We start from the raw sequence: 25,069 nt of genomic DNA on the forward strand, positions 1-25,069 counted from the left end.
CGTATTCGCGAGGGGAAGAACGATGAGTGGCCCACTGATCATGGGAATCGAGAGCTCGTGCGACGAGACCGGAGTCGGTATCGTCCGCGGCCACGAACTGCTGGCCGACGAGGTCGCCAGTTCCGTCGAGGAACAGGCCCGCTACGGCGGCGTCGTGCCCGAGGTCGCCTCGCGCGCGCACCTCGAGGCCATGATCCCCACCGTTCAGAGGGCGCTGGAGAAGGCCGACGTGAGCCTGTCCGAACTGGACGCGATCGCCGTCACCGCCGGTCCCGGCCTCGCGGGAGCCCTCATGGTCGGCGTCGGGGCCGCCAAGGCCCTGTCCGCCGCCACCGGCGTCCCGCTCTACGGCGTCAACCACCTCTCCTCGCACATCGCCGTCGACACCCTCGAGAACGGACCGCTGGAGGGCTCGGCGATCGGGCTGCTCGTCTCGGGCGGCCACTCCAATATCATCCGCGTCGACGACCTCGCCCTCAAGACCTCCTATGTAGGCGAGACCCTGGACGACGCGGCGGGAGAGGCCTTCGACAAGGTCGCCCGCATCGTCGGGCTGCCCTACCCCGGCGGGCCCGTCATCGACAAGGCCGCCAAGGAGGGCGACCGCGAGGCCATCCGCTTCCCGCGCGGCCTCACCCAGGCCAAGGACATGAAGAAGCACCGCTACGACTTCTCCTTCTCCGGCCTCAAGACGGCCGTGGCCCGCTGGATCGAGGCCCGTGAGGGATCCGAGATCCCCGTCAACGACGTCGCCGCCTCCTTCCAGGAGGCCGTCTGCGACGTGCTGACGAAGAAGGCCGTGCTCGCCGCGCAGGAGATGGACATCGACACCATTCTCCTCGGCGGCGGTGTCGCGGCGAACTCCCGCCTGCGCGAGCTGCTGCACGAGCGGACCGCGGAGGCCGACCTGAACCTGCGCTACCCGCGCATGCGCCTGTGCACCGACAACGGCGCCATGGTAGCCGCACTGGGGTCGCACCTGGTGAGCGCCGGCCTGCCCGCGAGCGAGCTGCGCTTCCCGACCGACTCCTCCCTGTCGGTCGACACGATTCTCATCGGGGACTGAGGCCCGCCCCGGGACTCGGCGGCCGCCCGTTCGGAGGCGCCGAGCCGGTGCTCAGGACTCGGTCGCCTCCCGCTCGGCGGCGCTGCGGAGCACGCAGAACTCGTTGCCCTCGGGGTCGGCTAGTACGGCCCAGCCGGTGCCGTCGGGGTTCCGGTGGTCGGCGACGAAGGCGGCCCCGATGCCCAGGAGCCGCTCCACTTCCTCGTCGCGCGGCGTCTCCGGGCACAGGCAGACGTGCAGGCGGTTCTTGTCCGTCTTGGGCTCGGCGACCCGGTTGAAGTGCAGGACCGGGCCCTCCGCCAGCAGTACCTGCGCCTCCGGGGCGTCCGGTTGGCACGCGGGGTGCAGCGGCCGGTCTGTCACCTTGCTCCAGAACAGCGCCAGCCCATAGGGGTCCGCGCAGTCGATGGCCACATTCTGCAGGGTCGTAGGCATGTGCTCCGGTCTCCCAGTCCTCCGCCGTTTGCGCTACCGGCCTGAACCGTCGGGACGCTAGTCCTCGACCGTCTCCTCGGTCAGGGCCGCGGTGGCGACGGTGGCGTCGACGAGTTTCCTCGCCAACCTGCCGCCGTCGTGTGCCATGCCGAGCACGAACGCCGGACGCTTCTCGGTCCGAAGCTGTACCAGGACTCCGTAGGTCCGGCCCTCCTCGGAGACCGACTCCCAGGCCACGCGGTGGCCGTTCTCGCCGAAGGGCTCCGACTCGAGGACGGTCGTCTCGGCGAAGGGGCGGAAGTACTCGGCCCGGGCCATGGCGGTCTCGGTCGTGGTCTCCTCCAGCCCTCCCTCGATGGAGTCGCCGCCGAAGGCGAACACGGCGGCGCCGGACTCGCCGTCCTTCTTGGACCGGGCCGCGGAGGTGTAGCCCTCGGACAGGTCGGCCGGGTCGACGTCCTTCCACCACTGCGGGACGGAGTAGGCGACGCCGTTCTCGATGTCCTCGACGGGGCGGCGGACGCCGGGACGTCCCTTCGCGAGCCACAGGGCCGCGCCGGCGCCGGCGGCCAGGCCCGCGGTGACGGCGGTGATCGCGGCGGCCTTCTTGAACGTGGAGCTGCCGTTTTCCATGGGGTGTCCTTTCTGTAGGGGGACGCGTACATTCACAAATGTACCGTTGCTCTGCCCGTCCCCCTTCGAATGCGGCTAGAGGCGCCTGATCGTGAACTCGTCGGAGAGGCGTCCGCTGCCGTCCAGCAGGCCCGCGAGCCGGCCTTCGACGACATAGGTGCCCCAGTGCGTGGTCACCGCCGTCGTCGGGCTCTCCTCGGGCCACGGGCGGACGGACTCTGCGGCCGCCGAGTACCAGCCGTCGCCGGACCGATACACGACGACCGAGGGCGTTCCGGGCGCGTCGAGGTCGTTGCAGACCACCGCCAGGCCGCCGTCCGCCGTCCACGCCATGCCGTCGCTCCCGGCGGCGGGCGCCTCCAGCTCCACTTCGGTCATGAGCCCCGGCGCGGCCGGGTCCAGGCGCCACAGCCGTCCGGTGCGGTAGCTGACGACGAGCAGGTATCCGTCGGGGTGGTATACGATCCCGTTGGGGCCCGCGCCGTCGGCGCCGAGCCGGTCGGGGTCGGCGATCAGGAGCTCGGGGCGGCCGAACCGGTCGACCCGGTAGACCTCTCCGGCGGCGAGGTCGGTGACGTAGGCGTTCCCGAACGGGTCGTGGGCCGCGTCGTTGGCCCCGTGCGGCCCGTCGGACCCGCCGGGCACCGCGGAGAGGTCGACGCGGTGGATCAGCGAACCGGTGTAGAGGTCGAAGACCCCCAGGCCCGACTGCTTCCCCGTCGTCTCAGGGGTGGAGCGCGTTCCCACGCCGACGTCCTGGAACGGCGTGTAGACCCGTTGCCTGGCCGGGTCGACGCGGACGCCGACGGTCGAGACCATGACGCCGTCGTCGGCGAAGGGGCGGACGGTGCCGCACCGGTCGACCGACACCAGCTTGCCGTGGCGGACGGAGCCGAGGATGAAGCGGTTCCTCAGCGGGTCCCACGCGATCCCCTCGGGGTGCAGTTCGTGCGAGGTGCCCTCGATGACGGAGGGCATGCCGCCCTCCGCGGCTCGGGAAACGGAGGGCGCGAGGAGGGAGGCGGCGGTTCCCAGGCCCAGGCCGGCAAGCAGACCGCGACGCCCGAAGGTGTGTCGTGTTCCCGTGGATACGTTGGCGTTCTTCATGATTCGGATTCTGTACCAGGGGACTCCACTGTGTCAATGCCTGGTGCCGAACCGGTCCCTCAGTCGGCGAACCAGACCAGTTCGTACGTCGCGCCCACGGCGGTGGCGCCCATCTTCTCCGCCATGGCGGTGGACGCGGCGTTCGCGCTGTCGATATTGAAGTACGCGGAGGTATGGCCTCTGTCGTCCAGTTCCGCGAGCATGCGCCGGGCCAGGTGCCCTCCGAGCCCTCGCGAACGGAACCGGGGTCGGGCGCCGACGAAGCCTATCCGCGCGCCGTCGCGGTTCAGCCAGGTCCGCCCCATGCCGGCGAACTCTCCGTCGGGGTCGAAGGCGAGCAGGTAGAGCGCCGGGTCGTACGGAGGGCTGTCGGCGAGCTCCTCGGCGAACTCCGCCGGGTCCCAGCGCCAGCCCCGCGTTCCGGGAACGTACTGGCGCATCTCGTCGTCCCACTCGCGCAGGCGGTCGAGGTCCACCTCGTCGCTGCGCTTCAGCGTCCAGTCGGCCTCTCCGCCCCGGTGCCCGCCGGTCGGGATCCTCCAGTCGACGTCCTTCCTGTCGAAGGCGAAGCCGAGGCCGGTCAGGGAGCGCAGCCGCCGGTGGTCGTCCGGGGCCACCGTGCGCAGTGGGGCGCCGTAGCGCTCCGCCACCGCGCGCAGCAGGTCGGGGACGTCGGCGTCGTCGGCCTCTCAGCGGAGGTAGACCTTGCCGTCCGGGCGCCGGAACGCACGCGCCTCACCGTTCGCCGAGGCGTTCTTCCACTTGACGCCGTCCGCGTCGCCAGTCCATGCCATGGCGCCAGCGTAGGTACCGATTCGACGGTGGTCAATCCGATTTCCGTTGCGCGTGAACAGCCGCCCGCCCCGAGAGAACGCCTCCGCGATCGGCGGGGAGATGTTCCCTTCCCTTCGCCGGTTCTTCACGGACGGCGGTCGACAAGAACGGACCGGCACGCGCTAGGCTCGAGGGCATGCCTGTCCGTTTCACTCTGGTGCCGGTGACCGCCTCCTCCATGGTGCTGCTCGCCGCGGGATGCGGCGGCCTCAACAGCGCCGCGGCCCACGCCTCGCCGCCCACGAAGCCGATCTCCGTGGAGGAGCTGGTCGGGACGTGGATCAACGGCAAGGACACGGTCATCCAGTTCCAGGAGGACTACACGGTCGTCATCGGCGGCGACTACGACCGCGAGAAGGACCTGCTCTCAGGCGAGACGCGGGAAGCGCTGTGGCGGTTGTGCGGCGAGTACCCCTTCGACGAGATCGACAGGGGCGAGGCCACGGTGCCGCCGGACGACTGCGACGAGACCGACATGGGGGAGTGGGTGCAGATCGACGCGGTCCGGCCCGGCGACCCCGCGCCCATGGACGACCTGGTGCTCACCGGGGAGGCCGGAGAGGGCAGCCTCTACTCCTACGACGTCGCGACCGAGCCCGACGAGGACGGCTACTTCTCCAAGGTCGACCAGCCGCTGGCCGGCCTCTCCCGGTAAGTCGGCCAACGCTTCGCGGTACCGGTCCAGGGAGCGGGCCAGCTCCTCGCCGACGCCCTCGCCCGTCTCGTCCCACAGATCGAACCACTCGTTGTCGGCCGGGTTCTGGACGCGCTCGATCGCCCCGCGCGCCATGCTCCTCAGCTCCGGGGTGGCGGTCACGGTGATTCCCTTGGAGGCCTGCTCGATCGCGGCGTCCACGATCTCCGGGCGGTGCCGTGCGGCGAGGACGGCGGCTATCGCCACGGCGGACTGGGCCTCATAGGAGTCGACGTAATCCTCGCCCAGGACGGTACCGAAGGTCTCGCGCACATGGTCCTCGGCCTCCTCCCGGCTGTGGGCGCGCAGTCCGTCCAGCCCGTCCAGCGCTCCGTCGTTCTCGAACACTCCCGAGCCCCAAGCTCCCATGACCTCGTCCTTTCGTCGGTGACCGGACGAGGGTACCGGCGGTGACCGACAGGCGAACGGAGAACGGGCGCCCCGTCATCCGACCGGGCGCCCGCCTCCGTACTCGTTCTAGGACATCTTCTCTTCGGAGCGGTCGCCGCTCCAGTCGGTGTGGTAGACGCCGTCCTTGTCGGTGCGCTTATAGGTGTGCGCGCCGAAGAAGTCCCGCTGGCCCTGGATCAGGGCGGCGGGCAGTCGGCTGGAGCGGAGGCTGTCGAAGTAGGCCAGCGCCGAGGAGAAGCCGGGCACGGGGATGCCGGCCGAGGCGGCGAAGGCGACGACGCGGCGCCAGGCCGGTCCGGCCTCGTTGACGATCTTGGCGAACTCGGGCGCGGCCAGCAGGCTCGGCAGGTTCGGGTTGGAGCGCCAGACCTTCGTGATGTCGTCGAGGAAGCCGGCGCGGATGATGCAGCCGGAGCGCCACAGAGCCGAGGGCAGTCCGAGGTCGATGTCCCAGCCGTACTCGGCCGAGGCGGCGCGGATCTCGTCGAAGCCCTGCGCGTAGGCGACGATCTTGGAGGCGTAGAGGGCCTTCCTGACGTCGGAGGCGAACTCCTTCGGAGTCGCTGTGGTCTCGGCGTTCGGCCCGTCCAGCAGGCCCTTGAGCCCCTCGCGCTGGACGGTGCCGCTGGAGAGGGCGCGGGCGAAAGTGGCCTCCGCGATGCCGGTGACCGGGACGCCCAGGTCGAGGGCGGTCTGGACGGTCCAACGCCCGGTGCCCTTCTGCCCGGCCTGGTCCACGACGACGTCGACGAACGGTCGACCGGTCTCGGCGTCGGTGTGGCCGAGGACCTCGGCGGTGATCTCGATGAGGTAGGACTCGAGCTCTCCGGCGTTCCAGTCGGTGAAGACGTCGGCGATCTCGGCGGGACGCATGGCCGATCCGCGGCGCAGCAGGTCGTAGGCCTCGCCGATGAGCTGCATGTCGGAGTACTCGATGCCGTTGTGCACCATCTTGACGAAGTGTCCGGCGCCGTCGGGGCCGAGGTGCGCGCAGCAGGGCGTGCCGTCGGGCGCCTTGGCGGAGACGGCCTCGAGGATCGGGCCGAGGCTCTCGTAGGACTCGGCCGAGCCTCCGGGCATGATGGACGGTCCCTTGAGCGCGCCCTCCTCGCCGCCGGAGACGCCGGTGCCCACGAAGTGGATGCCGTGCTCGCGCACGGAGGCCTCGCGGCGCATGGTGTCGGCGAAGTGCGCGTTGCCGCCGTCGATGATCATGTCGCCCTCTTCGAGGAGCGGGACGAGCTCCGCGATGACCGCGTCGGTGCCCTTGCCCGCCTGGACCATGAGCATGGCCTTGCGGGGGCGCTCCAGGGAGGCGACGAAGTCCGCCAGGCTTTCGGCGGGGAGGAAGTCCCCTTCGGAGCCGTGGTCGGCGATCATGTCGCGGGTGCGCTGCGGGCTGCGGTTGTACACCGCCACCGTGTACCCGTGGTGCGCGAAGTTCCGGGCGAGGTTGGAGCCCATGACGGCCATGCCGATTACGCCGATGTCGGCTTTCTTGTCACTCAATGGTCGATCCTCCCTGTGAGGCGGTCGCTCGGTTGGGCGGTCGGTTCCGGGCTCCGTTGGCCGAAGGGTCCGCCGTGGGCCTCCAGCATACGGCCAACAGGGCCCCTAGCGGTCGTCCGCGTCGCGGGTCTCACGCTGTGGACTCGTTGAGGCCTTCTGAGCGGGGCATTCCGCGCTCACAGGACGTCGGCGATCGCCGCGGCGACCTCCCGCGAGTCGGCGATGAAGCGCCGGTAGTGGCCCTCCGACTCGTGTTCGAGGCGCAGTTCGCCGGGCTGGTAGACGGTCAGCCAGCCGCGGTCGAAGGTCCAACCGAGGTCGTCGTGGGGAGGCTCTCGGCCCGCCAGGCGGTCCCGGACGCCCGCGTCCTCGACGAGGTTCGCGCCGCGGAAGGCGGTGGGCAGGGCCGATCCGGTGGGGTTGTGGAAGGCGGTGCCGTCCCGGTCGAGCTTGACGGCGTACACCTGGTACCACTCGCGGCCCTCCTCGGGGGCGAACTCGATTCCCGGGACGGGGAAGCCCGCCTCGCAGAAGACGGTGCGGCGCTCTCCATCCTGGTAGAGGAGGGTTCTGATCTCGGCGTCCTCCTGGAAGAGCATGCCCGCGACCGCCTTTTCGAGGTCCTCGCCCTCTGGCCCTTCGCCTCGCGAAGGGTTCCCGGCGTACCGGAATCCGAGGGATCGGGCGGATCTCCGCACTTCGGCCTGTCGTTTCCGGTGCCTGCGTTCGGCGAGCTTGTCGAGGATCGCGGCGAGGAGGAGTTCCATGAGGCCATACTACTCAGCGAGGTGCGACTCCGTCCTCGATCCTTCGTGTGAGGAATTTATATGGTTCGTCTTATGAGCATATCGATTCGCTGTATGAACTATGTAGGAGACGCCATGGCGCACAAAGTCATCGTCGCCGGCGGTCGATGGGAGGGCCCGCTCCGCCGCGCCTTCCCCTTCGAATCGGTGGAATCGCTCCTCCAATATGCCGCTCTACCGCTCCCATGGCCTAGTCTGTACCCATGAGATACGTTGAGTCGGTTCTGGATCTGATCGGGAACACGCCGCTGGTCAAGTTGAACTCGGTCGCCGAGGGCATCGAGGCCACCGTGCTCGCCAAGGTCGAGTACCTCAATCCCGGCGGCTCGGTCAAGGACCGTATCGCCTCCGCCATGATCGACGCCGCCGAGGCCTCCGGAGCGCTCCGCCCCGGCGGCACCATCGTCGAGCCCACGAGCGGCAACACCGGCGTCGGACTGGCCATGGTCGCCCAGCAGCGCGGCTACCGCTGCGTCTTCGTATGCCCCGACAAGGTCTCCGAGGACAAGCGCAACGTCCTGGCCGCCTACGGCGCCGAGGTCGTCGTGTGCCCCACGGCCGTCGCTCCCGACGACCCGCGGTCCTACTACCTGGTCTCCGACCGTCTGGTGGAGGAGATCGAGGGCGCCTGGAAGCCCGACCAGTACTCCAACCCGGACAACCCCGCCAGTCACTACCGCTCCACCGGCCCCGAGCTGTGGGACCAGACCGACGGGCGGATCACGCACTTCGTCGCCGGCATCGGCACCGGCGGGACCATCAGCGGGACCGGCCAGTACCTCAAGGAGAAGTCCGAGCGGGTCCGCGTCATCGGCGCCGACCCGGAGGGGTCCGTCTACTCCGGAGGGACAGGCCGCCCCTACCTCGTCGAGGGCGTGGGGGAGGACTTCTGGCCGGACAACTACGACAAGGGCCTTCCCGACGAGATCGTCGAGGTCACCGACGCCGAGGCCTTCGAGATGACCCGGCGCTTGGCCCGCGAGGAGGGCCTGCTCGTCGGCGGCTCCGCCGGCATGGCCGTCGTCGCGGCGCTGACCGTCGCCCGCCGGGCCGAGCCCGACGACGTGGTCGTGGTGCTCCTGCCGGACGGCGGCCGGGGCTACCTCTCCAAGATCTTCTCCGACGACTGGATGACGACCTACGGCTTCATGACGGCCGGGGAGCAGGACATGACCGTGGGCGCCGTCCTGGAGCGCAAGCGCCCGGACCTCCCCGAGCTCGTCCACCTGCACCCCACCGACACCGTGCGCGAGGCCATCGACATCATGCGCGAGTACGGCGTCAGCCAGTTGCCGGTGCTCAAGGCCGAACCGCCGGTCACCTCCGGCGAGGTGGCCGGGGCCGTGGCGGAGCGCGAGCTGATGGACCGGCTCTTCCGCGGGGAGGCCACGCTGCACGACACGGTGGAGCGGCTCATGGGCGCTCCGCTGGAGACCATCGGCGCGGGCGACTCCGTGGCCCACGCCGTCGAGGTGTTCCAGAATCACGACGCCCTGTTCGTCCACGCCGAGGGGAAGCCGGTCGGAATCCTGACGCGCCAGGACCTCCTCGACTACGTCGAGAACTGAGCGGACTCCGGGGCGGTCGGCGGTCCCGTGCGGGGCCGCCCTGCTGCGGGCGGTTTTGCTTCTCGCAGCGGCCTTCCGCTCTCCGGTAACGCCGCGGCCGCGGCGGTCCGCGGCCCCGTCCGCAAGAGGCGCTTGGTCAGCCACACCGCGACGATGACGGCGGGGAGTCCTTTGAGCAGTACGCCTCCGAGGATTCCCCACGTGCCGAGGCCCAGGCCGTCGCGCAGCAGCGGCGAGTTCCACAGAGTATGGCAGGCCACCGCGAAGGCGCAGGCTGCCAGGGCCGTGACCCGAGAGCGGGCCGTCCTCTCCAGCATCGCGTAGACGATCCCGGCTCCGGCGATCGCGGTGAACACCGCGTGCGACCACAGCCCGGCGAGGAGGCCCCGCACGATGAACACGGAGACGACCGGTTGGACCTCGTCGCCCGCCCGGTGCAGCACCACCGTCGACATCGCGTAGGCGTAGCCCTCGACGATCTGGAACCCCGCCCCGCAGAACGCCCCGATCAACAGGCCGTCCAGGGGCGACCGCAGCTGCTGCCAGGCGGTGGCGGCCACCAGGACCACGCCCGCAGCCTTGACCGTCTCCTCCACGACGGGCGCGCCCATCACCGGGGCCCACTTCTCCGCCCAGGCCGAGTCCACCGACGCGGCCAGAAGGCCCCGCACCGCCCCCGATCCGTACAGGCTCGTCATGACCGCCACGGTCCCTCCCCAGAGGAGGGCGGCCGTCAGCGCTGCGGGGCCGACGCCGACGCGGTCGGCGATCCTCCGGCGGAAGATCCACAGGGGGACGGCGAAGAGGGCGAACAGCCCGATCGCGGTGCTGCCCGCGAGCGGGTAGGCCAGCGCCGCGGGAAGGAGGGAGTACAGCAGCAGGATCGTCGACGCCACGACCAGGGTCAGGAAGGTCCACTGGGCGGGGGAGCCCGGATCGGGCCTCAAGGGGGCCGTCGCGCTAGGTGGCGCGGGCTCGTCGGAAGGCGGGTTCTCCGCCGTCGGCGCCGGAGAGGTGGGTTCGGGCGTCACAGTCCGCCTTTCACTGTCAGTGTGGACAGAAGCTGGTCGATCCGCTGGGCGGTCTGGTTGTCGAGGGTGACGGCCGAGACGGTCACCTCCGAGCGGACCCGGTCGGCGACGAAGGCGCACACGAATCCGGTCCCGTTCTCGGTCACGAAGTTGCTGCCCTCTCCCGCCAGGCCGTTCGCGGCGACGCACGCCCGCTCTTCGGTCATGCGGACGCTCGGGCGCGCTTCCATGAGCCGTTCCAGTTGGCTTGCCAGGTAGTCCGCGCTGTAATCGTAGGGTCCGGCGGTGGAGATGACGACGTCCGCCGTGCCGACGGTCAGCTCGATCTGGCCCGCCTCGGGCCGGAACTGGCCGGGGCGCAAGAGGGCGCCATGCGGCGCGATGAAAGAGACCGACCCCAGTTCGAAGAGTTGCCCAGAGATGTCGCGGGAGGGGTTGACGGCCTTGTTGAAGAGGGGGATTCCGAGGGCGAAGAGCAGCACGACCGCGGCGACGGCGGCGGAGACGGTCATGGAGCGGAGGCGTGCCACGCCTTCCAGTGTCCACAAAATTCGGCCCGGCATCACGTGGTTGGGGCGTTTCGGTGCCGCCGATCTCGCCCGGGGTCGTTTAATCCACAGTAGAGAGCGGGTGGAGCGGGTGGAGCGGGTGGAGCGGGTGGAGCGGGTGGAGCGGGAGGCGAGAATTCTTTGCCGGATGCCGGATGCCGGATGCCGGATGCCGGATGCCGGATGCCGGATGCCGGATGCCGGATGCCGGATGCCGGATGCCGGATGCCGGATGCCGGATGCCGGATGCATCCGAACGCTTTCAGACGTGAAGGAGGGCGCAGTGCCTCCCGTGGAAGAGGGCACCGCGCCCCGAACATGGTTGTGGATAAAGCTTTATGAGCGGACGCGACAACGGTGTGGGGAGTCGCGGTCCGCGGGACCGCCGCCGGCACGGCGCCTTCCGGCGAAGGCCCGTCCTACGGGACCCGTTCCCGCACTGCCCTTTCCCACAGGCCCCTTCCTATAGGATCCTGCGGGCAGGGCCGTCGCGGACGTCGTCCTCGCCGGCCTCCCGCCGTGCGCTAGGAACCCGGGCCCCGGTCGGGCGCGAACCCCTGGAAGCCCGCACCGCGAAGGCCCGTCCCGAATCGGACTCGTGTCCTCAGTCGCCGCGTCGTTGACCGGGGATGGCGGCGCCGGGGCCCCTCTCGCCTCCCTCGAGGATCTCCATGATCTCGCTCTCGAGAAAGCGGCGGTGCCCGCCGAGAGTGCGGATGGCCGAGATTCGGCCGGAATTGGCCCAGCGGGTGACCGTCTTGGGGTCGACCCGGAAGAGCGCGGCCACTTCCGAGGGGAGCAGCAGGTTCTGGGTCTCCGTTGCAGCGGGAGCAGATGTCTTGGCCGTCACGATTATCTCCTCGATGCCCACTCGGCAGTCCGATCGATATTCCTCCTCGATGGTCCCCGATGTCCGGCATGTCCGACATAGGGAGAACGGGCGGAAATATCCTCCTAACGGTCAGGGCGGGCTCGTCCGGTCAGGACCCGCTCTGGTCCCTTCGGATCTAATTGAGCCGTTCCCGCCACCGGATCTCCTTGAGCCGGAACTGGAGGCGCTCCAGGCCCTTGAAAGCCGCCTCCATCTCCCCCGCAGCGATCCGCCGCCGCGCCGACCAGGCCTGCTCGACCGAGTCGTCGGTGAGCACCTCCTCGTCGCTCCACAGGGTCGTGACCCCGCCGAAGTCCAGCTCCACCATGGAGTCGCGGTGGAAGCCGCTGAGCCACTCCAGGGTGTGCCGGAGGGCCATGGTCATCTCCTCCTCGTCCCAGTCGTTGTCCTCGGCCGCGGCCAGAACCGTCCGGATCCGCTCCCGCGCCGCGGAGATCGACGTCCGGTAGAGGAGGTACCGCGCGTCGGGACCGACCGACACCACCCGCTCGGAGGGCTTCACGGCGACGAGCCAGCGCAGGGGCACGGTCCAGATGGCGATGCGCTCGTGGACGTCGGAGGGCGGCTGGTGTCGGTCCAGGCCGATGTCGGCGGCGATGGCGTCGGTCGCGGTGGAGGTGAACTCGCTCGGGAAGAGCCGCTCGCCGAGCGCGCCGGGGAGCATGGCCGCGAGCTCCACGGCCACGTGCGCCATGCGGTACTTGAGGTTCCACGGGCACACCAGCGTCTCCGGGTCGTGGTGAAGGTACGCCTCACGGGGGAAATCCGGAAGCTCCCTCCACGGCCAGCCGATGCGCGAGTAGAGCAGCTCGCGGATGACCGCGGGGCCCTCCCACGTCGGAACGTCCTCGCCGGATTCGGCGTACTCGCGCCAGAAGTCGGCGTCGTCGAAGGCGCGCAGGGGCTCGTAGACGCGGAAATAGCTGGCTACCGGTGTGAACACAGGACCATGTTTCCACAACCGACCGGTACGGACAAGCATTGCGCGCGTGCCGTCCTCGCTCGCGGAACCGCTCCCAACACGTCTACCCGACGGTAACTCCCGGGCCTCGCCCGGCGGGCCGACCCGCCCGCTCTCGACTCCCGGGACAAGGGGCGACACCCGCGGACCGGAGGCCTAAACTGAGTTCATAGGACGCCACCATGCGTCCCCGGAGTCTCCCACCACGGAGACGGGCAGACAACGATCACTGGTCCAACAGAATCCAGTACAGCAACGGAGCTCATAACCATGGGAATATTCGACCCCCGCACCAGCGGGCGCGCGCACGAGGAAGTCGTGTTCTTCCACGACCCCGAATCCGGACTCCGCGCCATCGTCGCGATCCACTCCACCGCCCTCGGCCCCGGACTCGGCGGCACGCGGTTCTTCCCCTACGAGAAAGAGGAGGACGCGCTCCGCGACGCCCTGCGCCTCTCGGAGGGAATGTCCTATAAGAACGCCCTCGCCGGGCTGGACCTCGGCGGCGGCAAGGCGGTCATCTGGGGAGACCCGGTCAAGGACAAGTCCGAAGCCCTGCTGCGCGCCTACGGCCGCTTCGTCCAGTCCCTCCACGGCCGCTACGTCACCGCCTGCGACGTGGGAACCTACGTCCGGGACATGGACGTCGTCGCCCGCGAGTGCGACTACGTGACCGGCCGGAGCGAAGACCACGGCGGCGCGGGGGACTCCAGCGTCCTGACGGCCTTCGGCGTCTTCACCTCCATGCGCGCCGCCGCCAAGCACCGTTACGGCAGCGACGACCTCGCCGGCAAGCGCGTCGGCGTCTCCGGCGTCGGCAAGGTCGGGCGGCACCTCGTCGGGCACCTCCTCGAGGCCGGCGCCGAGGTCCTCGCCACCGACATCAACCCCGCCGCTCGGAAGTGGGCCGAGGAGCACGCCCCGTCCGTCACGTGGGTCGAGGACAACGAATCGCTCATGGCACAGGGACTCCACGTCTACGCGCCCTGCGCCCTCGGCGGCGTGGTCAACGAGAGGACGGTCGGCACCCTCAAGACGGACATCATCTGCGGTGCGGCCAACAACCAGCTCGAGGACCTGTCCGCGGCCGAGCGCCTCACCGAGGCGGACATCCTCTACTGCCCGGACTACCTCGTCAACTCCGGCGGCGTCGTCCAGGTCGGCGACGAGTACTACGGCCCGTTCGACTTCGCGCGCGCCAAGCGCCGCGTCTCCGGGCTGTACGACACCGCGCTCTCCATTCTCGACCGCGCCGAGTCGGAGAAGGTGACCACGGTCGCCGCCGCCGACGCGCTCGCCGAGGAGCGGATGGACGCGGTCGGGCGCCTTCAGCGCATCCGCATCTACTGAAGGCCTCTGCCTTTACGGCGGCGCGGGTCCGGGCGCCTCTCGCCTGGCGGCGGGGCCCGCGCGTCGGAAGTGGTAGACGGCTCCGACCCGGTACGTGAGATAAGGCATATTATGTCCCACTGGGGCGGGATTTCGGTAACGAAAGCACCGGGGTGGGATGCACACTGACGCCGGGAGCATGTACCGTAGGAGCCACGAAGAGATTGCAAGCGTTCCGGGAAGCCGCGAGGCTTTCCCGATGATTTCTGTGCGAGGGGGTCGAGCCAGATGGGGCGCGGCCGGCAAAAGGCTAAGCAGACGAAGGTTGCCCGTAAGCTGAAGTACCACTCACCCAACACTGATCTGCGAGCGCTTGAGCGCGAGCTGAGCAGTAACGGCAGTGAGCCGGACCAGCCGGTGCAGGAGCACGAGGAGAGAGACCCGTATGCCTCCTATGCAGAGCGGTACAACGACGCAGACGAAGACGAGGACATTCGCGAAGACGACTGGCTCCCGCCGGGACGCAAGGCCTTAAGCCCTCCCAGGCGGTCGCGCGACTGTGACGCCGTGCCATGACACCCTGTGGCACTCTTCTTCCCACCTGTGCGTGCTCGCAGGTTTCACCTCAACGCGGCGTTCGTCGTGCGTTCCGGAGGCTTTAGACCTCAGTCCGGGCGCTCGTCAGAGCTCTAGACCGAGAGAAGCGGTCCGCCTCACCTTCCCCGAGAGGGGACGGAGGCGGACCGCTTTTTCGTGTGCGCGGTGCGCTACTGCTGCTGGCCGGGCTGGCCCTGCCACTGCTGCTGTTGCTGCTGCGGCGGGACCTGCTGGGTCGGCTGCGCGCCCGAGGGCTGCGAGAACTGCTGCTGCGGGGCCTGCGGAGCGGCCGGCGCGGCGGGTGCGGCGGGTGCGGCCGGAGCGGCGGTGGCTCCGCCCTCAGGGGCGAGGACCGCGGCGGCGGCGAGCAGGGCGAACGCCGTGAAGGTCAGGAGGCCGCCGATGATCAGGGTGGCGTCCGGGTCGGCTCCCTCGTCGGCCAGGAGCAGGTACAGGAACTGCGAGAACTGGACGGCCGTGATGGCGATGGCGCCGAGCCTCCACAGCGGCTGGAACTTCGTTACGTAGAAGCTGAGTCCCGCGAGGATGACCAGGGTGAGGAAACCTCCGCCGAGGATGCCGCCGAGGCTGATCTGCTGCGGGAAGTCGCTCAGCGCGTACATGATGCCGCTGAGGAAGTAGACGCCGATTCCCGCCAGGGCGAGGATGCCGGGCATGCCCGGGAATCCCAGCTTGTCCAGGCTGAAGGACGACGGGGGCTTCTGGGCGTAGGGTGCGGGCTGCTGCGGACCGCCGTAGCCCTGCTGCGGGCCGGAGTAGGGCTGCCCGGGGTACCCGCCGGGCTGCTGCGGGTAGCCCCCGCCTGCTTGTTGATCACTCATGGTCCTATGATGCCCTGTCCGCGCTACCGGTCCGCCGTCAGGTTGGCTTTTACGTGAGCGATGAATGCTTTCCCGAGCTGGGGTTCCGTGGCGGGGACCGACCATTTCGCAAATTCGTATTAAACAGTGATATTTGTTCCTGCCGTTAACGCCTGACGCAGGCATCTCCCGGCTCCCCGCGCCCCGTCTCCGCCGCTATCCGGTAGAGGCGTGCTCATGCGGGCGGAAGCCGTGAGCCCGTACAGTAAAGGCTATGCCGCTACGCCAAAGACCGGTCGCTCCCATCTGGGTGGGAGGACGCCCCCAGCACGGGGAGGACGAGTTCACCGTCACACACCCCTGGAACGGGTCCCCCGTGGGCGCCACCTCGTGGGCCACCCCCGGCCAGGTGGAGACGGCCGTCCGGGCCGCCGTGGCCGTCGCCCCCGACCTGGCCGCCACCTCCGCGCTGGAGCGGAGCGCGGCACTTGAGTACGTCCGGCGCCGCATTGAAGAGGAGTCGGAGACTCTCGCCGAGCTCATCACCGCCGAGTCCGGGAAGCCGATCATGTGGTCCCGGGTCGAGGTTTCCCGGGCCGCCTCCACCTTCCGGTGGGCGGCCGAGGAGGTCCGCCGGCTCTCAGGGACGACGCAGCGGCTCGACACCGATCCCGCCGGGGCGGGGCGCATGGCCTTCACCCGGCGCATCGCGCGCGGTCCGGTCCTCGGGATCACGCCGTTCAACTTCCCGCTGAACCTCGTCGCCCACAAGGTGGCCCCGGCGTTGGCCGCCGGCTGTCCCGTCATCGTCAAGCCCGCTCCGGCCACGCCCTTGTCCGCGCTCCAGCTGGCGTCCTTCCTCTCCGAGACCAAGCTTCCGCACGAGTCCGTGTCGGTCCTGCCGGCCTCGGTCGAGTTGACCAAGCGCATGGTCTCCGACCCGCGCCTGCCGGTCGTCTCCTTCACCGGCTCGGTCCCGGTCGGGTACGACATCCAGCAGGCCGTCCCGGGGAAGCATGTGACCCTGGAGCTCGGGGGCAACGCCGCGGCCCTGGTCTGCGCGGACTACTCCCGCCTGGACTGGGCGGTCGACCGCATCGCCACGTTCGGCAACTACCAGGCCGGGCAGTCGTGCATCTCCGTGCAGCGGGTCTATGCGGAGTCCAAGATCTTCGACGAGTTCACCTCGGCCCTCGTGGAGAAGGTCCAGGGGCTCAAGGGCGGCGACCCGTTCGACCCCGCCACGCAGGTCGGGCCGCTGATCAACGTGCAGTCGGCGCAGCGGGTGCACGCCTGGGTCGAGGAGGCCGTGGCGGAGGGCGCCGAGGTTCTGGCCGGCGGAGGCGTGCCGGACGGGGCGGACATGGCCCCGACGGTGCTCACGCGCGTGCCGAAGAAGTCGAAGGTGGTCGCCGAGGAGATCTTCGGTCCGGTCCTGGTCGTCGAGGAGGTCGACGATGTGGAGGCGGGGCTGTCGGCGATCAACGAATCGAAGTTCGGTTTGCAGGCAGGTGTGTTCACCGACAGCCTCGCCGTCGCGATGCGTGCGCACCGCGAGCTTGAGGTGGGCGGCGTCGTCGTGGGCGACGTGCCGTCCTTCCGAGCTGACCAGATGCCCTACGGCGGGGTCAAGAACTCGGGTGTGGGCAGGGAGGGCGTCCACAGTGCCATCGAGGACTACACGTACGAGCGCGTCCTCGTCCTCCCCGACGTGTTCTGATGATTCTCGGGAGCAGTCGGTCCCGGTGTTCGCGCCGGGCCTCCGGCGCTCGGGTCCCGGCCGAACCGGCGGTCCGGCCGACGGGTCCGGCTAGCCGAAGCGGCCGCTGATGTAGTCGGCGGTGCGGGAGTCGGCCGGGTTGGAGAACAGCTTGTTCGTGTCGCTGAACTCGACCAGGTGGCCGAAGCGGTCGCCGGCGTCGTCGAGCTCGGCGCTGAAGAACGCCGTCGAGTGCGAGACGCGGGCGGCCTGCTGCATGTTGTGCGTGACGATTACGATCGTGTAGTCGTTGACCAGCTCGTTCATGAGCTCTTCGATCTTGGCCGTCGCGATCGGGTCGAGCGCGGAGCACGGCTCGTCCATGAGCAGCACCTGCGGCTGGACGGCGATGGCGCGGGCGATGCAGAGGCGCTGCTGCTGGCCGCCGGAGAGGGCCAGGGCGCTCTTCTTGAGGTTGTCCTTGACCTCGTCCCACAGGGCCGCTCCGCGCAGCGCCTGCTCGACGCGGTCCTGGAGTCCGTCGGTCATCTTGTTGACGCGCAGGCCGTAGGCCACGTTGTCGAAGATCGACTTGGGGAACGGGTTGGCCTTCTGGAAGACCATGCCGATGTGGCGGCGGACCGCGATCGGGTCGACCTGGGGGCTGTAGATGTCCTGTCCGGCGAAGGTGATCGAGCCGGTGACGCGGGCGCCGGGGATGAGGTCGTTCATGCGGTTGATGGACCGCAGGACCGTGGACTTGCCGCAGCCGGAGGGTCCGATCATGGCGGTGATCTGGTTCTCGGCGATGGGCATCGCGACGTCGCGGACGGCGTGGTTGCTGCCGTAGTAGATGCTGACGTCGGACAGCTGAGCGATGGTGTCGGGGGCGGTGGCGGCGACGGATCCGACCGCCGGGGCCTGCTGCCCCGCCGCCGGAGCGGCGGTGCCGCTGGTGACTGGCGTGGTGTTCAAGTCGAACTCCTGAATTGAACTCGGATCATTCCTGCTTGCCCGTTCATTCCATCGTTCCGAGGTGGCGCGCGGCGGACATGAAGGTGAACGAGGAGTGAACAATCCCCGGGTTCCTCTGCGGTTTCGGGCACTTCCCGCGAATTGGTCGGCGTTTACCCAGTTCATCGCAGTGCCGAGGCCCGGCGGGAGCCGATGTCCGGATGGCGACCGGTCGGATCGGCGGTCGGGGGTTGGCGGACTCGGCGGTAGGCGTTATCCGTGCGTCGCGGGCTGGGAGGGACAGCGCGGGCAGGGGGCGGCGACGGCGGATCGGGGGAGGCGCCTCTCCTGAAATGGGGCCGCAGTGGTCTGCCTCGTTTATTCGGCTGCCTTCGACCCGTGCCGGTCCGCCTCGTCCGTTCGACGGCCTTCAACCCATGTAGGTCCGCCGCGTCCAGTCAGCGGTGCTCGGGCGGAGCCAGCCAGTCGTTCGGGTAGTCCAGCAGGAGCGCGGAGGCGACCGTGTAGTCGACCTCCTGTGTGAACGGCACGCTCTTGAGCTCGGCACCGGTCTTGACGTGGCCGTCCTCCTGCAGCTCCATGAGCACTCCGCGCACCACGGGCGTGGGGATCTCGGCGTGCTCCGCGATCTGGTCTATCGAGACGCGCACGCGCTCCGAGTCGCTCGGCAGCGTGTAGTCGCCCGTCGTGTCCTGGCCGAACTCGATGCCGCCCAGTTTGCGCAGGGCGATCACGCACAGTTCCTCGTAGTCCTCGCGCTGCTCGGTGGCCTCGTCGATGCTCTCGTCGCCGTTCAGCGGCAGGATGTCCAGCGGGTTGATGTACAGCTGCGGGACGACCCAGTTCTCGTCGGAGCGCGGACCCTCGATGCGGCGGTAGAGGCCGATGGCGATGAGGAACTCCAGCAGGTCGCGGCGGGTGTGCGGGACCGGGACCTCCATGCGCGCGCACATGTCGGCCAGGCGCTGGATGCGCTCGGAGCGCAGCTGCATGGAGTGCTCGTAGGCGTCGCGGACCTGCTGTTCGACCAGGTCGGGATCGAGGTGCGCGAAGTCCTGCTGGCTGGTGGAGATCCACTCCTCGATGTCGCCCGGGTCGCACCAGACCGGCTGGGACCAGAGATCGGTCTGGGTCTCGGGGCGTTCCATGTCGTCGAGGCTCTGGACTGCGTCCCACCAGCCCGCGGGGAACGGGTCGAGGTGGGGGACGACGCGGAAGAGCTCGATGCTGCACGGCAGCCAGCGGACCCAACCCGGGTGCATGGGGGCCAGCAGGGGCTCTTCCGGTGTTTCGCCGTCGAACGAGTCAAATGCTTCCACCCAATGACCCTAGCAGCACGCTCTGTTGCGCCATAGGGCCACCGGGCGTCGCTATGAGACTCGTCGGACCTGTCCGTCCGCAGGAAGGGGGCCCTATGGAGGTGCCGTTCCGGCGCGTCTCGGCCGGCCCGCCCGCGCCGTGGGAGGGCCCCGCGTCCCAGTGTCGGGAGTCGCCCGGAACGCGGTGGTCCGAGGCGCTGTCGCCGGCGGAGGGTACGGCCTATCGGGGCGGTCCTGGCGGTCCTGGCGGTCCTGGCGGTCCCGGCGGTCCCGGATGGGGCGACGGACGCCCGCGGTGGAGGCCCTGCCGGACTCGGCGAGCGGGTCCGGGTGGCGCGTTTCGGCGTAGGGCCGGTGAACGGCGGAGGAAGACAGGGCTCAGGCGATGACCGCGAGGTCCGGTCCCGGGAACGGCGCCCGGACTCGAGTCCGCGAGTCGGGACGGGGAGCAGCGCCGTCGCGCCGGAACCGGAACGGGTCCCGGTCCCGTGGACCGGGAACAGGACCTGGCACTGCTCCCGGACACGGAACCCGGTATCGGTCGGCGCCGCGCTCAGACCAGCATGGTGATGAGCGAGGGCGGGGTGGGGAGGACGGGCTCGCGCTCCACGTCGTACTCGCGCAGGCGGCTCCGCTGCTGGAGCAGTCGCCCCACCTCGACCAGCTGGTCGGCGGGGTTGATCACGAGCCATGAGCGGCACTCGGCGGGAATCGGGCGCTCCACGGGAGCCCCCCGGCCGGTGGTGTCGAAGTCGACGGTCGGGAGTTCGGCGGTGTCGGACATCAAGTGCATATCGGTTCCTCGGGTCTGTCGTTTGAATGCTGCTGTGCCGCGCTACCGGTGTCGGGCGGGTACGCGGTTCGCGGGCGCGCGGGTACTGCCGGTGTTGCCGGTGAGGTGGGATGGCGGGGAGGTGTGGTTCCCGGTGGGAACTCCGGGTACACGGTAGAGGAGGCCGTGGGGAAAGCGAAGCCGACACGCCGGGGAGTCCGGGCTCGATTGTCGAATATCGCGTTCGAGTTTGCGGGGTCTCGGATCGGGAGGGCGGCGGGGCGCGCACAGCGGAGCGGACGGGGCACTTCGGTCCCCGTCCGCTCTGGCGCTATCCAGTATTCTCTTGTGCCGTCGGCCCTTCGGGCAGAGCCGCTACTGCCTGTTCTCGGGCATGTGGTGCTCTTCCTGGGCGGTGGTCTCCGGAGTCTGCACGTCGGCCCCCTCGTGGCGGGAGGAGGAGTAGGTGCGCCCCATCTGCTCGGTGCTGGAGGAGGCGGACTCCGTCTTGCCGATGTCGTTGCGGACGGTGCGCTCAGTGGTGCGCAGGACCGTCTCCCAACGCTGGCGCATCGGGGCGATGAGGCCGCCGCCGAGTCCGACGATGGCGACGCCGGCGATGATCGCGAGCGCGGTCCACAGGAGCGGCTCGGTGACCGAGGTGGCGATCTGCGCCTGCCCGAGGGCGGCGAAGACGCCGACGACGATGATGACGCCCTGGATGATGCGTCCGAGGAGGTTGCCGTAGGTGGTGTGGCTGAGAGTGCCGGAGACCAGTTCGCCGACCGCGTTGGCCACGGCGAACGCCACGACTGTAATTACAACCGCGACGAACAGCATGGGCAGCCATCCGACGAAGCGGTTCAGCAGCGTGGAGACCGGGTTGTTCCCGAAGACGCTGAAGGACAGCTGCAGGACGACCAGGACCAGGGCGAAGTAGACGAGCATGCCCAGTAGTTGGGAGACCTCGTACTTGCCGGTGAAGCGGCGCAGCCCCGATTTCTCCGCAGCGGAGTCGAGGTGCAGTTTGTTCAGGAGCTTGCCGACGCCTTTGCCGATCCATTTGGCGATGAACCAACCGACGATGAGGATCGCCAGGAAGGCCAGCGCCTTGGGCAGGAACGCGACGACGTCGTCGAGCATGTTCTGGAAGCTTTGACTAATGTTCATACCGGGAGACTAGGACAACTACTGTCTCCTTTGGTCCGAATCACGTCATTTCAGAGGAAAACCTAGTCGACCGGCCACGTCTTCCAGTTCTGCCAGGACTTGGACGGGGTGGGGCCCCGCTGTCCCCAGTAGCGCGATCCGGTGGCGCCCGAGCCGTAGGGGCGTTCGGTGGGGGAGCTGAGCTGGAAGACGCAGAGTTGTCCGATCTTCATGCCTGGCCAGAGCGTCATGGGAAGGTTGGCGACGTTGGACAGCTCCAGCGTGACGTGCCCGGAGAAGCCGGGGTCGATGAACCCGGCGGTGGAGTGGGTGAGGAGGCCTAGGCGGCCGAGGGAGGACTTGCCCTCGAGGCGCGCGGCCAGGGAGTCGGAGAGGGAGACGACCTCGACGGTGGAGGCGAGGACGAACTCGCCGGGGTGGAGGACGAAGGGCTCGTCGTCGGCGACGGAGACCTCGGTGGTGAGGTCGTCCTGGCGGCGGGCGGGGTCGATGTGGGTGTACTTCTGGTTGTTGAAGACGCGGAAACGGCGGTCGAGGCGCACGTCGATGGAGGAGGGCTGGACGAGCTCCTCCTCGAAGGGCTCCAGGCCCAGCTGTCCGTTCTTGACGGCGTCCGCAATATCACGATCACTCAGCAACACGCCGCCAACTCTACCCGACGGCGGTGCTGTGGCCGAGCACGTAGTTCCCGGGGCGTCCAGGCCGCGCGGGCTCGGTCGGGTCGTCCCGGAGGCGTCGTTCCTCCCCGCGTGCCGGCCCGGTCCGGGCGCCTACCGGGGCGGGGCGTCGGAAGGGAGGGCGTAGGCGACGATGCCGCTGCGGTGCAGTTCCCAGTCGTCGGGGACGTAGTCCTCGCACTCCTTCATGGCCTCGGCGCAGACGATGGCGTCCATGTCCTTCGCCGCCACGGTGACCGGGGTCCCGTCTATTTTCGACTGTAGCGGGTGGATCATCAGGTCTCCGGGGTGGTCGAGCCGTTCGCGGAGGAGGTACCACCAGGGGTACTCCCACGAGTCGTTGCCCTGGACGAGGCCGACGTCGCCGCCGCCGTCGGTGTTGAGGCGGGCGGCGACCTCGTCGGAGGCGTCCTCGTACAGCTCCCTCCAGGCGGCGCGGCGGAGGAAGCGCTGTTCGGCCTCGGTGGTGGCGAATACCGACCCGGTGCCGGCGATGCGGTGGGGGAAGCCGTAGGTGGTGGTGAGGACGCCGGCGAGCGAGGCGAGTCCGGCGAACACGGCGATGAGGGTCCAGGAGGCGACGGATCTGCCCATGGAGCGGCTCCGGATGGCCTTGGTCCGCTCTATGAAGGCGGCCGCGGCCAGTCCGCCGAGGGGGGCGGCGAGCACGACGAGGAAGAGGAGGAGCCGGTTGATCCACGGCTGCCAGGCGACGGTGGCGCAGAAGCCGACCACGGCGAGGGCGACGACGACGGCGTAGACGCGCCGGGACGCGTCCGGGCGGGGGAGGCCGTCGGGGGGTCTGCGGAGGCAGTAGAGGAATCCGGCGAGGGCCGCGATGCCGAGCAGGGGGAAGGCGGCCTTGTCCTCGTCGGGGTACCAGGAGACGGTGGGGAACTCGGTGTCGCCGAAGGTGATGGCGGGGTCGTCGACGTCGGCGCCCAGGAGGCCGGCGTAGGCCTCGACAGCCCGGGTGCCGGCGTCGGTGAGCGGGGGGAACGGCGCCTGGTAGGCGGTGTGGGCGATCTTGAGGAGGTTGACGCTCAGCAGGCGGGGGTCGGCGGTGGTGGTGCCGACGGACTCGGTGAGGGCCGGCGGGCCGAGGGGGTTGCCGAAGGTGGTCTGCATGCGGCCGAGGAAGGGCCCGACGACCAGGAAGCCCAGGACGAGGATGAGGGCGGAGGCGCCGACGGTCCGGGCGTAGGCGGGGGCCTTCCGTTTGGGGCGGCCGCACTCCTCGTCGCCGTGGTCGCAGGGGCAGGGCGGCCCGGGTTCGCCGTCGCGTTTGAGGCGGGCGAGGCCCCACCAGACGAGCAGGGGCGCGGCGGCGGCGAGTCCGGAGCTCTTGGTGACGGCGATGAGCCCGAGGGCCAGTCCGAGGAAGAGGACGGTGAGCGCGGACTCCGCGGCGGTGCCGTCGGGTCTGCGCCGCGGCGGGTCGAGGACGAGGGTGGCGAGGCAGGCGACCCATGCGGCGGCGACGAGGTCGACCTGGGTGGAGGTGGCCTGGAGGAGGACTTCGGGGGTGGTGGAGAGGAGGAAGACGGTGGCGATCTGGGCGACCATGCCGCCGCCGAGCTGCGCGGTGATCCGGGAGGCGGCGGTGAGGCAGCCGATGGCGGCGAGGAACTGCAGCCCGGCGTAGGCCTGGTCGCCGCCGGTGACCAGGCGGAGGTGGGTGAGGAGGTACTCGGCGCCGGGGGAGATGTCGACCTGGCGGTGGATTCGCGTGGGGTAGGCGTCGACGTCGCCGTTCTGGATCCAGTGCTCGATGCGGGGGAGGTGGTAGGTCTGGCTGTCGAAGTTGTTGGGCTGTCCGGTGAGGACGAGCAGGAGGACGCTGCCGCCGAGGATGGCGATGAGGGCGCCGACGGTCCACTGGCCGGTGGTGGCGGCCGTGGCGGTGGCGAGGGTGCGCCGCCAGGTGCGGGAGGCCAGCGGGCGCGGGTCGGTGCGGTGGCGGTACCAGGCCGCGCCGGCGACGGCGAGGGTGAGGACGCCCCAGAGGACGAGTATCGAGGTTCGGCCGAGTGCTCCGAAGGCGGAGAGCGCCTCGATGCCGACGACGCCGGCGGCGCCGAGGAGGAGGGCGGCTCGGACGGCGGCCAGTCGCAGGGGCGCTGTGACGGTCCCTTCCGGGTCGGGCCGCACCGCCCAGGCGAGGACGACGAGCGCGGCGATCGGCCACAGGAGAATCAGCACGGTTTCATTCTAGGGGACCGGCGGCCGGGTTTCGGGACCGTGATCTCGCGAGAGCACAAGGGCCGCTCGGGAACGTCGGCGGGGGAGGGCGGGCGGCGGGATCACCGCCGCGCAAGTGGGGTGTTCTCCCCGGTCCGGTCGGCCGTTATGATTGTGAATCAAGCTACATACGCCCAGCGTTCAGGGGAGTCGAGCGTGTACCTGTCGATCTTGGTGCCGATCTACAACGAGGAGCACCGCCTCATGCGGGCGCTGAAGGAGCTCGTCACCGTGCAGTTCCCCTGCGACACAGAGATCGTGGTGGTGGACGACGGTTCGCGGGACCACAGCTGGGAGCTCCTGCAGCCGTTCGCCGACGAGGGCCGCGTTCGCCTGCTGCGCCACCACCGCAACCGGGGCAAGGGCGCGGCGATCCGGACCGCGGCGCGCGCCGCGGCGGGCGAGTACATCGTCGTCTACGACGCCGACCTCGAGTACGAGGCCTCCGACCTGCCCAAGCTGCTGCGCCCTGTGCTGGACGGGAAGGCCGAGGTGGTCTACGGATCCCGTTCGTTCGGCTCCCACTCGGCCTACTCCTTCTGGTACGTGATGGGCAACCGGGGCATCACCCTGGCCGCGAACGTCCTGTACAACACCTACATCTCGGACCTGGAGACGTGCTATAAGCTGCTGCCTCGCCGGATGTACCTGGACCTGAAGGTCACCAGCCGGGGCTTCGGCATGGAGGCGGAGCTGACGGCGAAGATCCTCAAGTCCGGGGTCCGCCCCTTCGAGGTGCCCATCTCGTACAAGGCCCGCACGCGCGAGGAGGGGAAGAAGATCTCCTGGCGCGACGGGGTGGGGGCCCTGTGGATCCTGGGGCGCGAGCGGGTGCGCCGGAAGGTCCCCTCCTCCCGCCGTCATCGCACGTCAGTTCGCTAATAGCGCGAATTGTCGAAAAAGTCGCGCCCGCGAAATTACGAGGATGTGACATGTACGGGGAAGCGGGGCCGACCGCGGCGAGAAAAGAGCGC

24 protein-coding genes and 1 pseudogene are annotated in these 25,069 nt (G+C 69.6%); 7 read left to right on the forward strand and 18 right to left on the reverse strand.

The window, feature by feature from the left end:
• Nucleotides 1-22: 22 nt before the first annotated feature.
• The gene (gene tsaD, locus ACFTE1_RS20865; protein ID WP_380617765.1) at nucleotides 23-1,066 is read left to right on the forward strand and encodes a tRNA (adenosine(37)-N6)-threonylcarbamoyltransferase complex transferase subunit TsaD; all 1,044 of its coding nucleotides are present in this window, start codon (nucleotides 23-25) and stop codon (nucleotides 1,064-1,066) included.
• 51 nt (nucleotides 1,067-1,117) lie between these two features.
• Here tsaD and ACFTE1_RS20870 read toward each other — a convergent pair whose 3' ends face one another.
• From ACFTE1_RS20870 to ACFTE1_RS20885, 4 genes are all read right to left on the reverse strand, one after another.
• Nucleotides 1,118-1,501, reverse strand: a complete 384-nt coding sequence (locus ACFTE1_RS20870) for a VOC family protein (protein WP_380617764.1) — start codon at nucleotides 1,499-1,501, stop codon at nucleotides 1,118-1,120.
• Nucleotides 1,502-1,558: 57 nt separating this feature from the next.
• Nucleotides 1,559-2,134 (reverse strand): hypothetical protein, encoded by a 576-nt coding sequence (locus tag ACFTE1_RS20875; protein ID WP_380617763.1) that lies wholly within the window; start codon nucleotides 2,132-2,134, stop codon nucleotides 1,559-1,561.
• Nucleotides 2,135-2,209: 75 nt separating this feature from the next.
• Complete coding sequence (locus tag ACFTE1_RS20880) at nucleotides 2,210-3,241, reverse strand: hypothetical protein (protein ID WP_380617762.1); 1,032 nt, start codon at nucleotides 3,239-3,241, stop codon at nucleotides 2,210-2,212.
• Between the two features lie 59 nt (nucleotides 3,242-3,300).
• A complete protein-coding gene (locus tag ACFTE1_RS20885; RefSeq protein WP_380617761.1) occupies nucleotides 3,301-3,891 on the reverse strand; it encodes a GNAT family N-acetyltransferase in 591 nt (196 codons plus the stop codon).
• 320 nt (nucleotides 3,892-4,211) lie between these two features.
• Here ACFTE1_RS20885 and ACFTE1_RS20890 point away from each other — a divergent pair, with 320 nt between their 5' ends.
• Nucleotides 4,212-4,730, forward strand: coding sequence for a hypothetical protein (locus ACFTE1_RS20890; RefSeq protein WP_380617909.1), 519 nt, complete (start codon nucleotides 4,212-4,214; stop codon nucleotides 4,728-4,730).
• A 66-nt stretch (nucleotides 4,731-4,796) separates the two neighbouring features.
• Here ACFTE1_RS20890 and ACFTE1_RS20895 read toward each other — a convergent pair.
• From ACFTE1_RS20895 to ACFTE1_RS20905, 3 genes and pseudogenes are all read right to left on the reverse strand, one after another.
• Nucleotides 4,797-5,138, reverse strand: a pseudogene (locus ACFTE1_RS20895) (DUF4259 domain-containing protein); the annotation flags it as partial.
• Nucleotides 5,139-5,246: 108 nt separating this feature from the next.
• Nucleotides 5,247-6,653 carry an NADP-dependent phosphogluconate dehydrogenase gene (gndA, locus tag ACFTE1_RS20900; RefSeq protein ID WP_380617903.1) on the reverse strand — a complete coding sequence of 469 codons (1,407 nt, stop codon included), beginning with the start codon at nucleotides 6,651-6,653 and terminating at the stop codon, nucleotides 5,247-5,249.
• A 212-nt stretch (nucleotides 6,654-6,865) separates the two neighbouring features.
• Nucleotides 6,866-7,456, reverse strand: a complete 591-nt coding sequence (locus ACFTE1_RS20905; RefSeq protein WP_380617760.1) for a hypothetical protein — start codon at nucleotides 7,454-7,456, stop codon at nucleotides 6,866-6,868.
• 242 nt (nucleotides 7,457-7,698) lie between these two features.
• On the opposite strand from ACFTE1_RS20905, the gene ACFTE1_RS20910 reads away from it, so the two are divergent.
• On the forward strand, nucleotides 7,699-9,063 hold the full coding sequence (locus tag ACFTE1_RS20910) for a cystathionine beta-synthase (protein WP_380617759.1): 1,365 nt from the start codon (nucleotides 7,699-7,701) through the stop codon (nucleotides 9,061-9,063).
• Here ACFTE1_RS20910 and ACFTE1_RS20915 read toward each other — a convergent pair.
• The 4 genes from ACFTE1_RS20915 to ACFTE1_RS20930 all read right to left on the reverse strand — a co-directional run bounded on the left by ACFTE1_RS20915 (nucleotide 9,048) and on the right by ACFTE1_RS20930 (nucleotide 12,477).
• Nucleotides 9,048-10,094: a PrsW family intramembrane metalloprotease gene (locus ACFTE1_RS20915; protein ID WP_380617758.1), complete on the reverse strand. Its 1,047-nt coding sequence runs from the start codon at nucleotides 10,092-10,094 to the stop codon at nucleotides 9,048-9,050. The two genes, ACFTE1_RS20910 and ACFTE1_RS20915, sit on opposite strands and share 16 nt — an antisense overlap.
• Nucleotides 10,091-10,624 carry a hypothetical protein gene (locus ACFTE1_RS20920; RefSeq protein ID WP_380617757.1) on the reverse strand — a complete coding sequence of 178 codons (534 nt, stop codon included), beginning with the start codon at nucleotides 10,622-10,624 and terminating at the stop codon, nucleotides 10,091-10,093. Before ACFTE1_RS20920 ends, ACFTE1_RS20915 begins: the two co-directional genes overlap by 4 nt.
• Before the next feature lie 622 nt (nucleotides 10,625-11,246).
• On the reverse strand, nucleotides 11,247-11,492 hold the full coding sequence (locus ACFTE1_RS20925) for a BldC family transcriptional regulator (protein ID WP_380617756.1): 246 nt from the start codon (nucleotides 11,490-11,492) through the stop codon (nucleotides 11,247-11,249).
• A gap of 157 nt (nucleotides 11,493-11,649) precedes the next feature.
• Entirely contained in the window at nucleotides 11,650-12,477 is an 828-nt protein-coding gene (locus ACFTE1_RS20930) for a hypothetical protein (RefSeq protein ID WP_380617755.1), read from the reverse strand.
• Nucleotides 12,478-12,765: 288 nt separating this feature from the next.
• Between ACFTE1_RS20930 and ACFTE1_RS20935 the strand changes: the two genes are divergently transcribed.
• Together ACFTE1_RS20935 and ACFTE1_RS20940 are read left to right on the forward strand one after the other, a co-directional pair.
• Entirely contained in the window at nucleotides 12,766-13,845 is a 1,080-nt protein-coding gene (locus ACFTE1_RS20935; protein WP_380617754.1) for a Glu/Leu/Phe/Val dehydrogenase dimerization domain-containing protein, read from the forward strand.
• Between the two features lie 267 nt (nucleotides 13,846-14,112).
• On the forward strand, nucleotides 14,113-14,400 hold the full coding sequence (locus ACFTE1_RS20940) for a DUF3073 domain-containing protein (RefSeq protein WP_380617753.1): 288 nt from the start codon (nucleotides 14,113-14,115) through the stop codon (nucleotides 14,398-14,400).
• Nucleotides 14,401-14,591: 191 nt separating this feature from the next.
• On the opposite strand, the gene ACFTE1_RS20945 is transcribed toward ACFTE1_RS20940, so the two are convergent.
• A complete protein-coding gene (locus ACFTE1_RS20945) occupies nucleotides 14,592-15,263 on the reverse strand; it encodes a hypothetical protein (protein WP_380617752.1) in 672 nt (223 codons plus the stop codon).
• Between the two features lie 253 nt (nucleotides 15,264-15,516).
• Between ACFTE1_RS20945 and ACFTE1_RS20950 the strand changes: the two genes are divergently transcribed.
• On the forward strand, nucleotides 15,517-16,962 hold the full coding sequence (locus ACFTE1_RS20950; protein WP_380617751.1) for an aldehyde dehydrogenase family protein: 1,446 nt from the start codon (nucleotides 15,517-15,519) through the stop codon (nucleotides 16,960-16,962).
• 90 nt (nucleotides 16,963-17,052) lie between these two features.
• Here the strand turns inward: ACFTE1_RS20950 and pstB are convergent, their stop codons facing one another.
• The 6 genes from pstB to ACFTE1_RS20980 all read right to left on the reverse strand — a co-directional run bounded on the left by pstB (nucleotide 17,053) and on the right by ACFTE1_RS20980 (nucleotide 24,056).
• Nucleotides 17,053-17,916 (reverse strand): phosphate ABC transporter ATP-binding protein PstB, encoded by an 864-nt coding sequence (gene pstB / locus ACFTE1_RS20955; protein WP_380617750.1) that lies wholly within the window; start codon nucleotides 17,914-17,916, stop codon nucleotides 17,053-17,055.
• A gap of 437 nt (nucleotides 17,917-18,353) precedes the next feature.
• A complete protein-coding gene (locus ACFTE1_RS20960; RefSeq protein ID WP_380617749.1) occupies nucleotides 18,354-19,235 on the reverse strand; it encodes a DUF6042 family protein in 882 nt (293 codons plus the stop codon).
• A 553-nt stretch (nucleotides 19,236-19,788) separates the two neighbouring features.
• Complete coding sequence (locus tag ACFTE1_RS20965) at nucleotides 19,789-20,028, reverse strand: hypothetical protein (RefSeq protein ID WP_380617748.1); 240 nt, start codon at nucleotides 20,026-20,028, stop codon at nucleotides 19,789-19,791.
• A gap of 354 nt (nucleotides 20,029-20,382) precedes the next feature.
• Entirely contained in the window at nucleotides 20,383-21,177 is a 795-nt protein-coding gene (locus ACFTE1_RS20970) for a mechanosensitive ion channel family protein (protein WP_380617747.1), read from the reverse strand.
• A 62-nt stretch (nucleotides 21,178-21,239) separates the two neighbouring features.
• Nucleotides 21,240-21,818, reverse strand: a complete 579-nt coding sequence (dcd, locus tag ACFTE1_RS20975; RefSeq protein ID WP_380617746.1) for a dCTP deaminase — start codon at nucleotides 21,816-21,818, stop codon at nucleotides 21,240-21,242.
• A gap of 129 nt (nucleotides 21,819-21,947) precedes the next feature.
• Entirely contained in the window at nucleotides 21,948-24,056 is a 2,109-nt protein-coding gene (locus ACFTE1_RS20980; RefSeq protein ID WP_380617745.1) for a hypothetical protein, read from the reverse strand.
• Between the two features lie 195 nt (nucleotides 24,057-24,251).
• Between ACFTE1_RS20980 and ACFTE1_RS20985 the strand changes: the two genes are divergently transcribed.
• Nucleotides 24,252-24,977, forward strand: coding sequence for a glycosyltransferase family 2 protein (locus tag ACFTE1_RS20985; protein ID WP_380617744.1), 726 nt, complete (start codon nucleotides 24,252-24,254; stop codon nucleotides 24,975-24,977).
• Nucleotides 24,978-25,069: the final 92 nt, after the last annotated feature.

This window comes from Salininema proteolyticum (genome assembly GCF_042685645.1).
In the GTDB taxonomy this organism is placed as follows: domain Bacteria; phylum Actinomycetota; class Actinomycetes; order Mycobacteriales; family Micromonosporaceae; genus Salininema; species Salininema proteolyticum.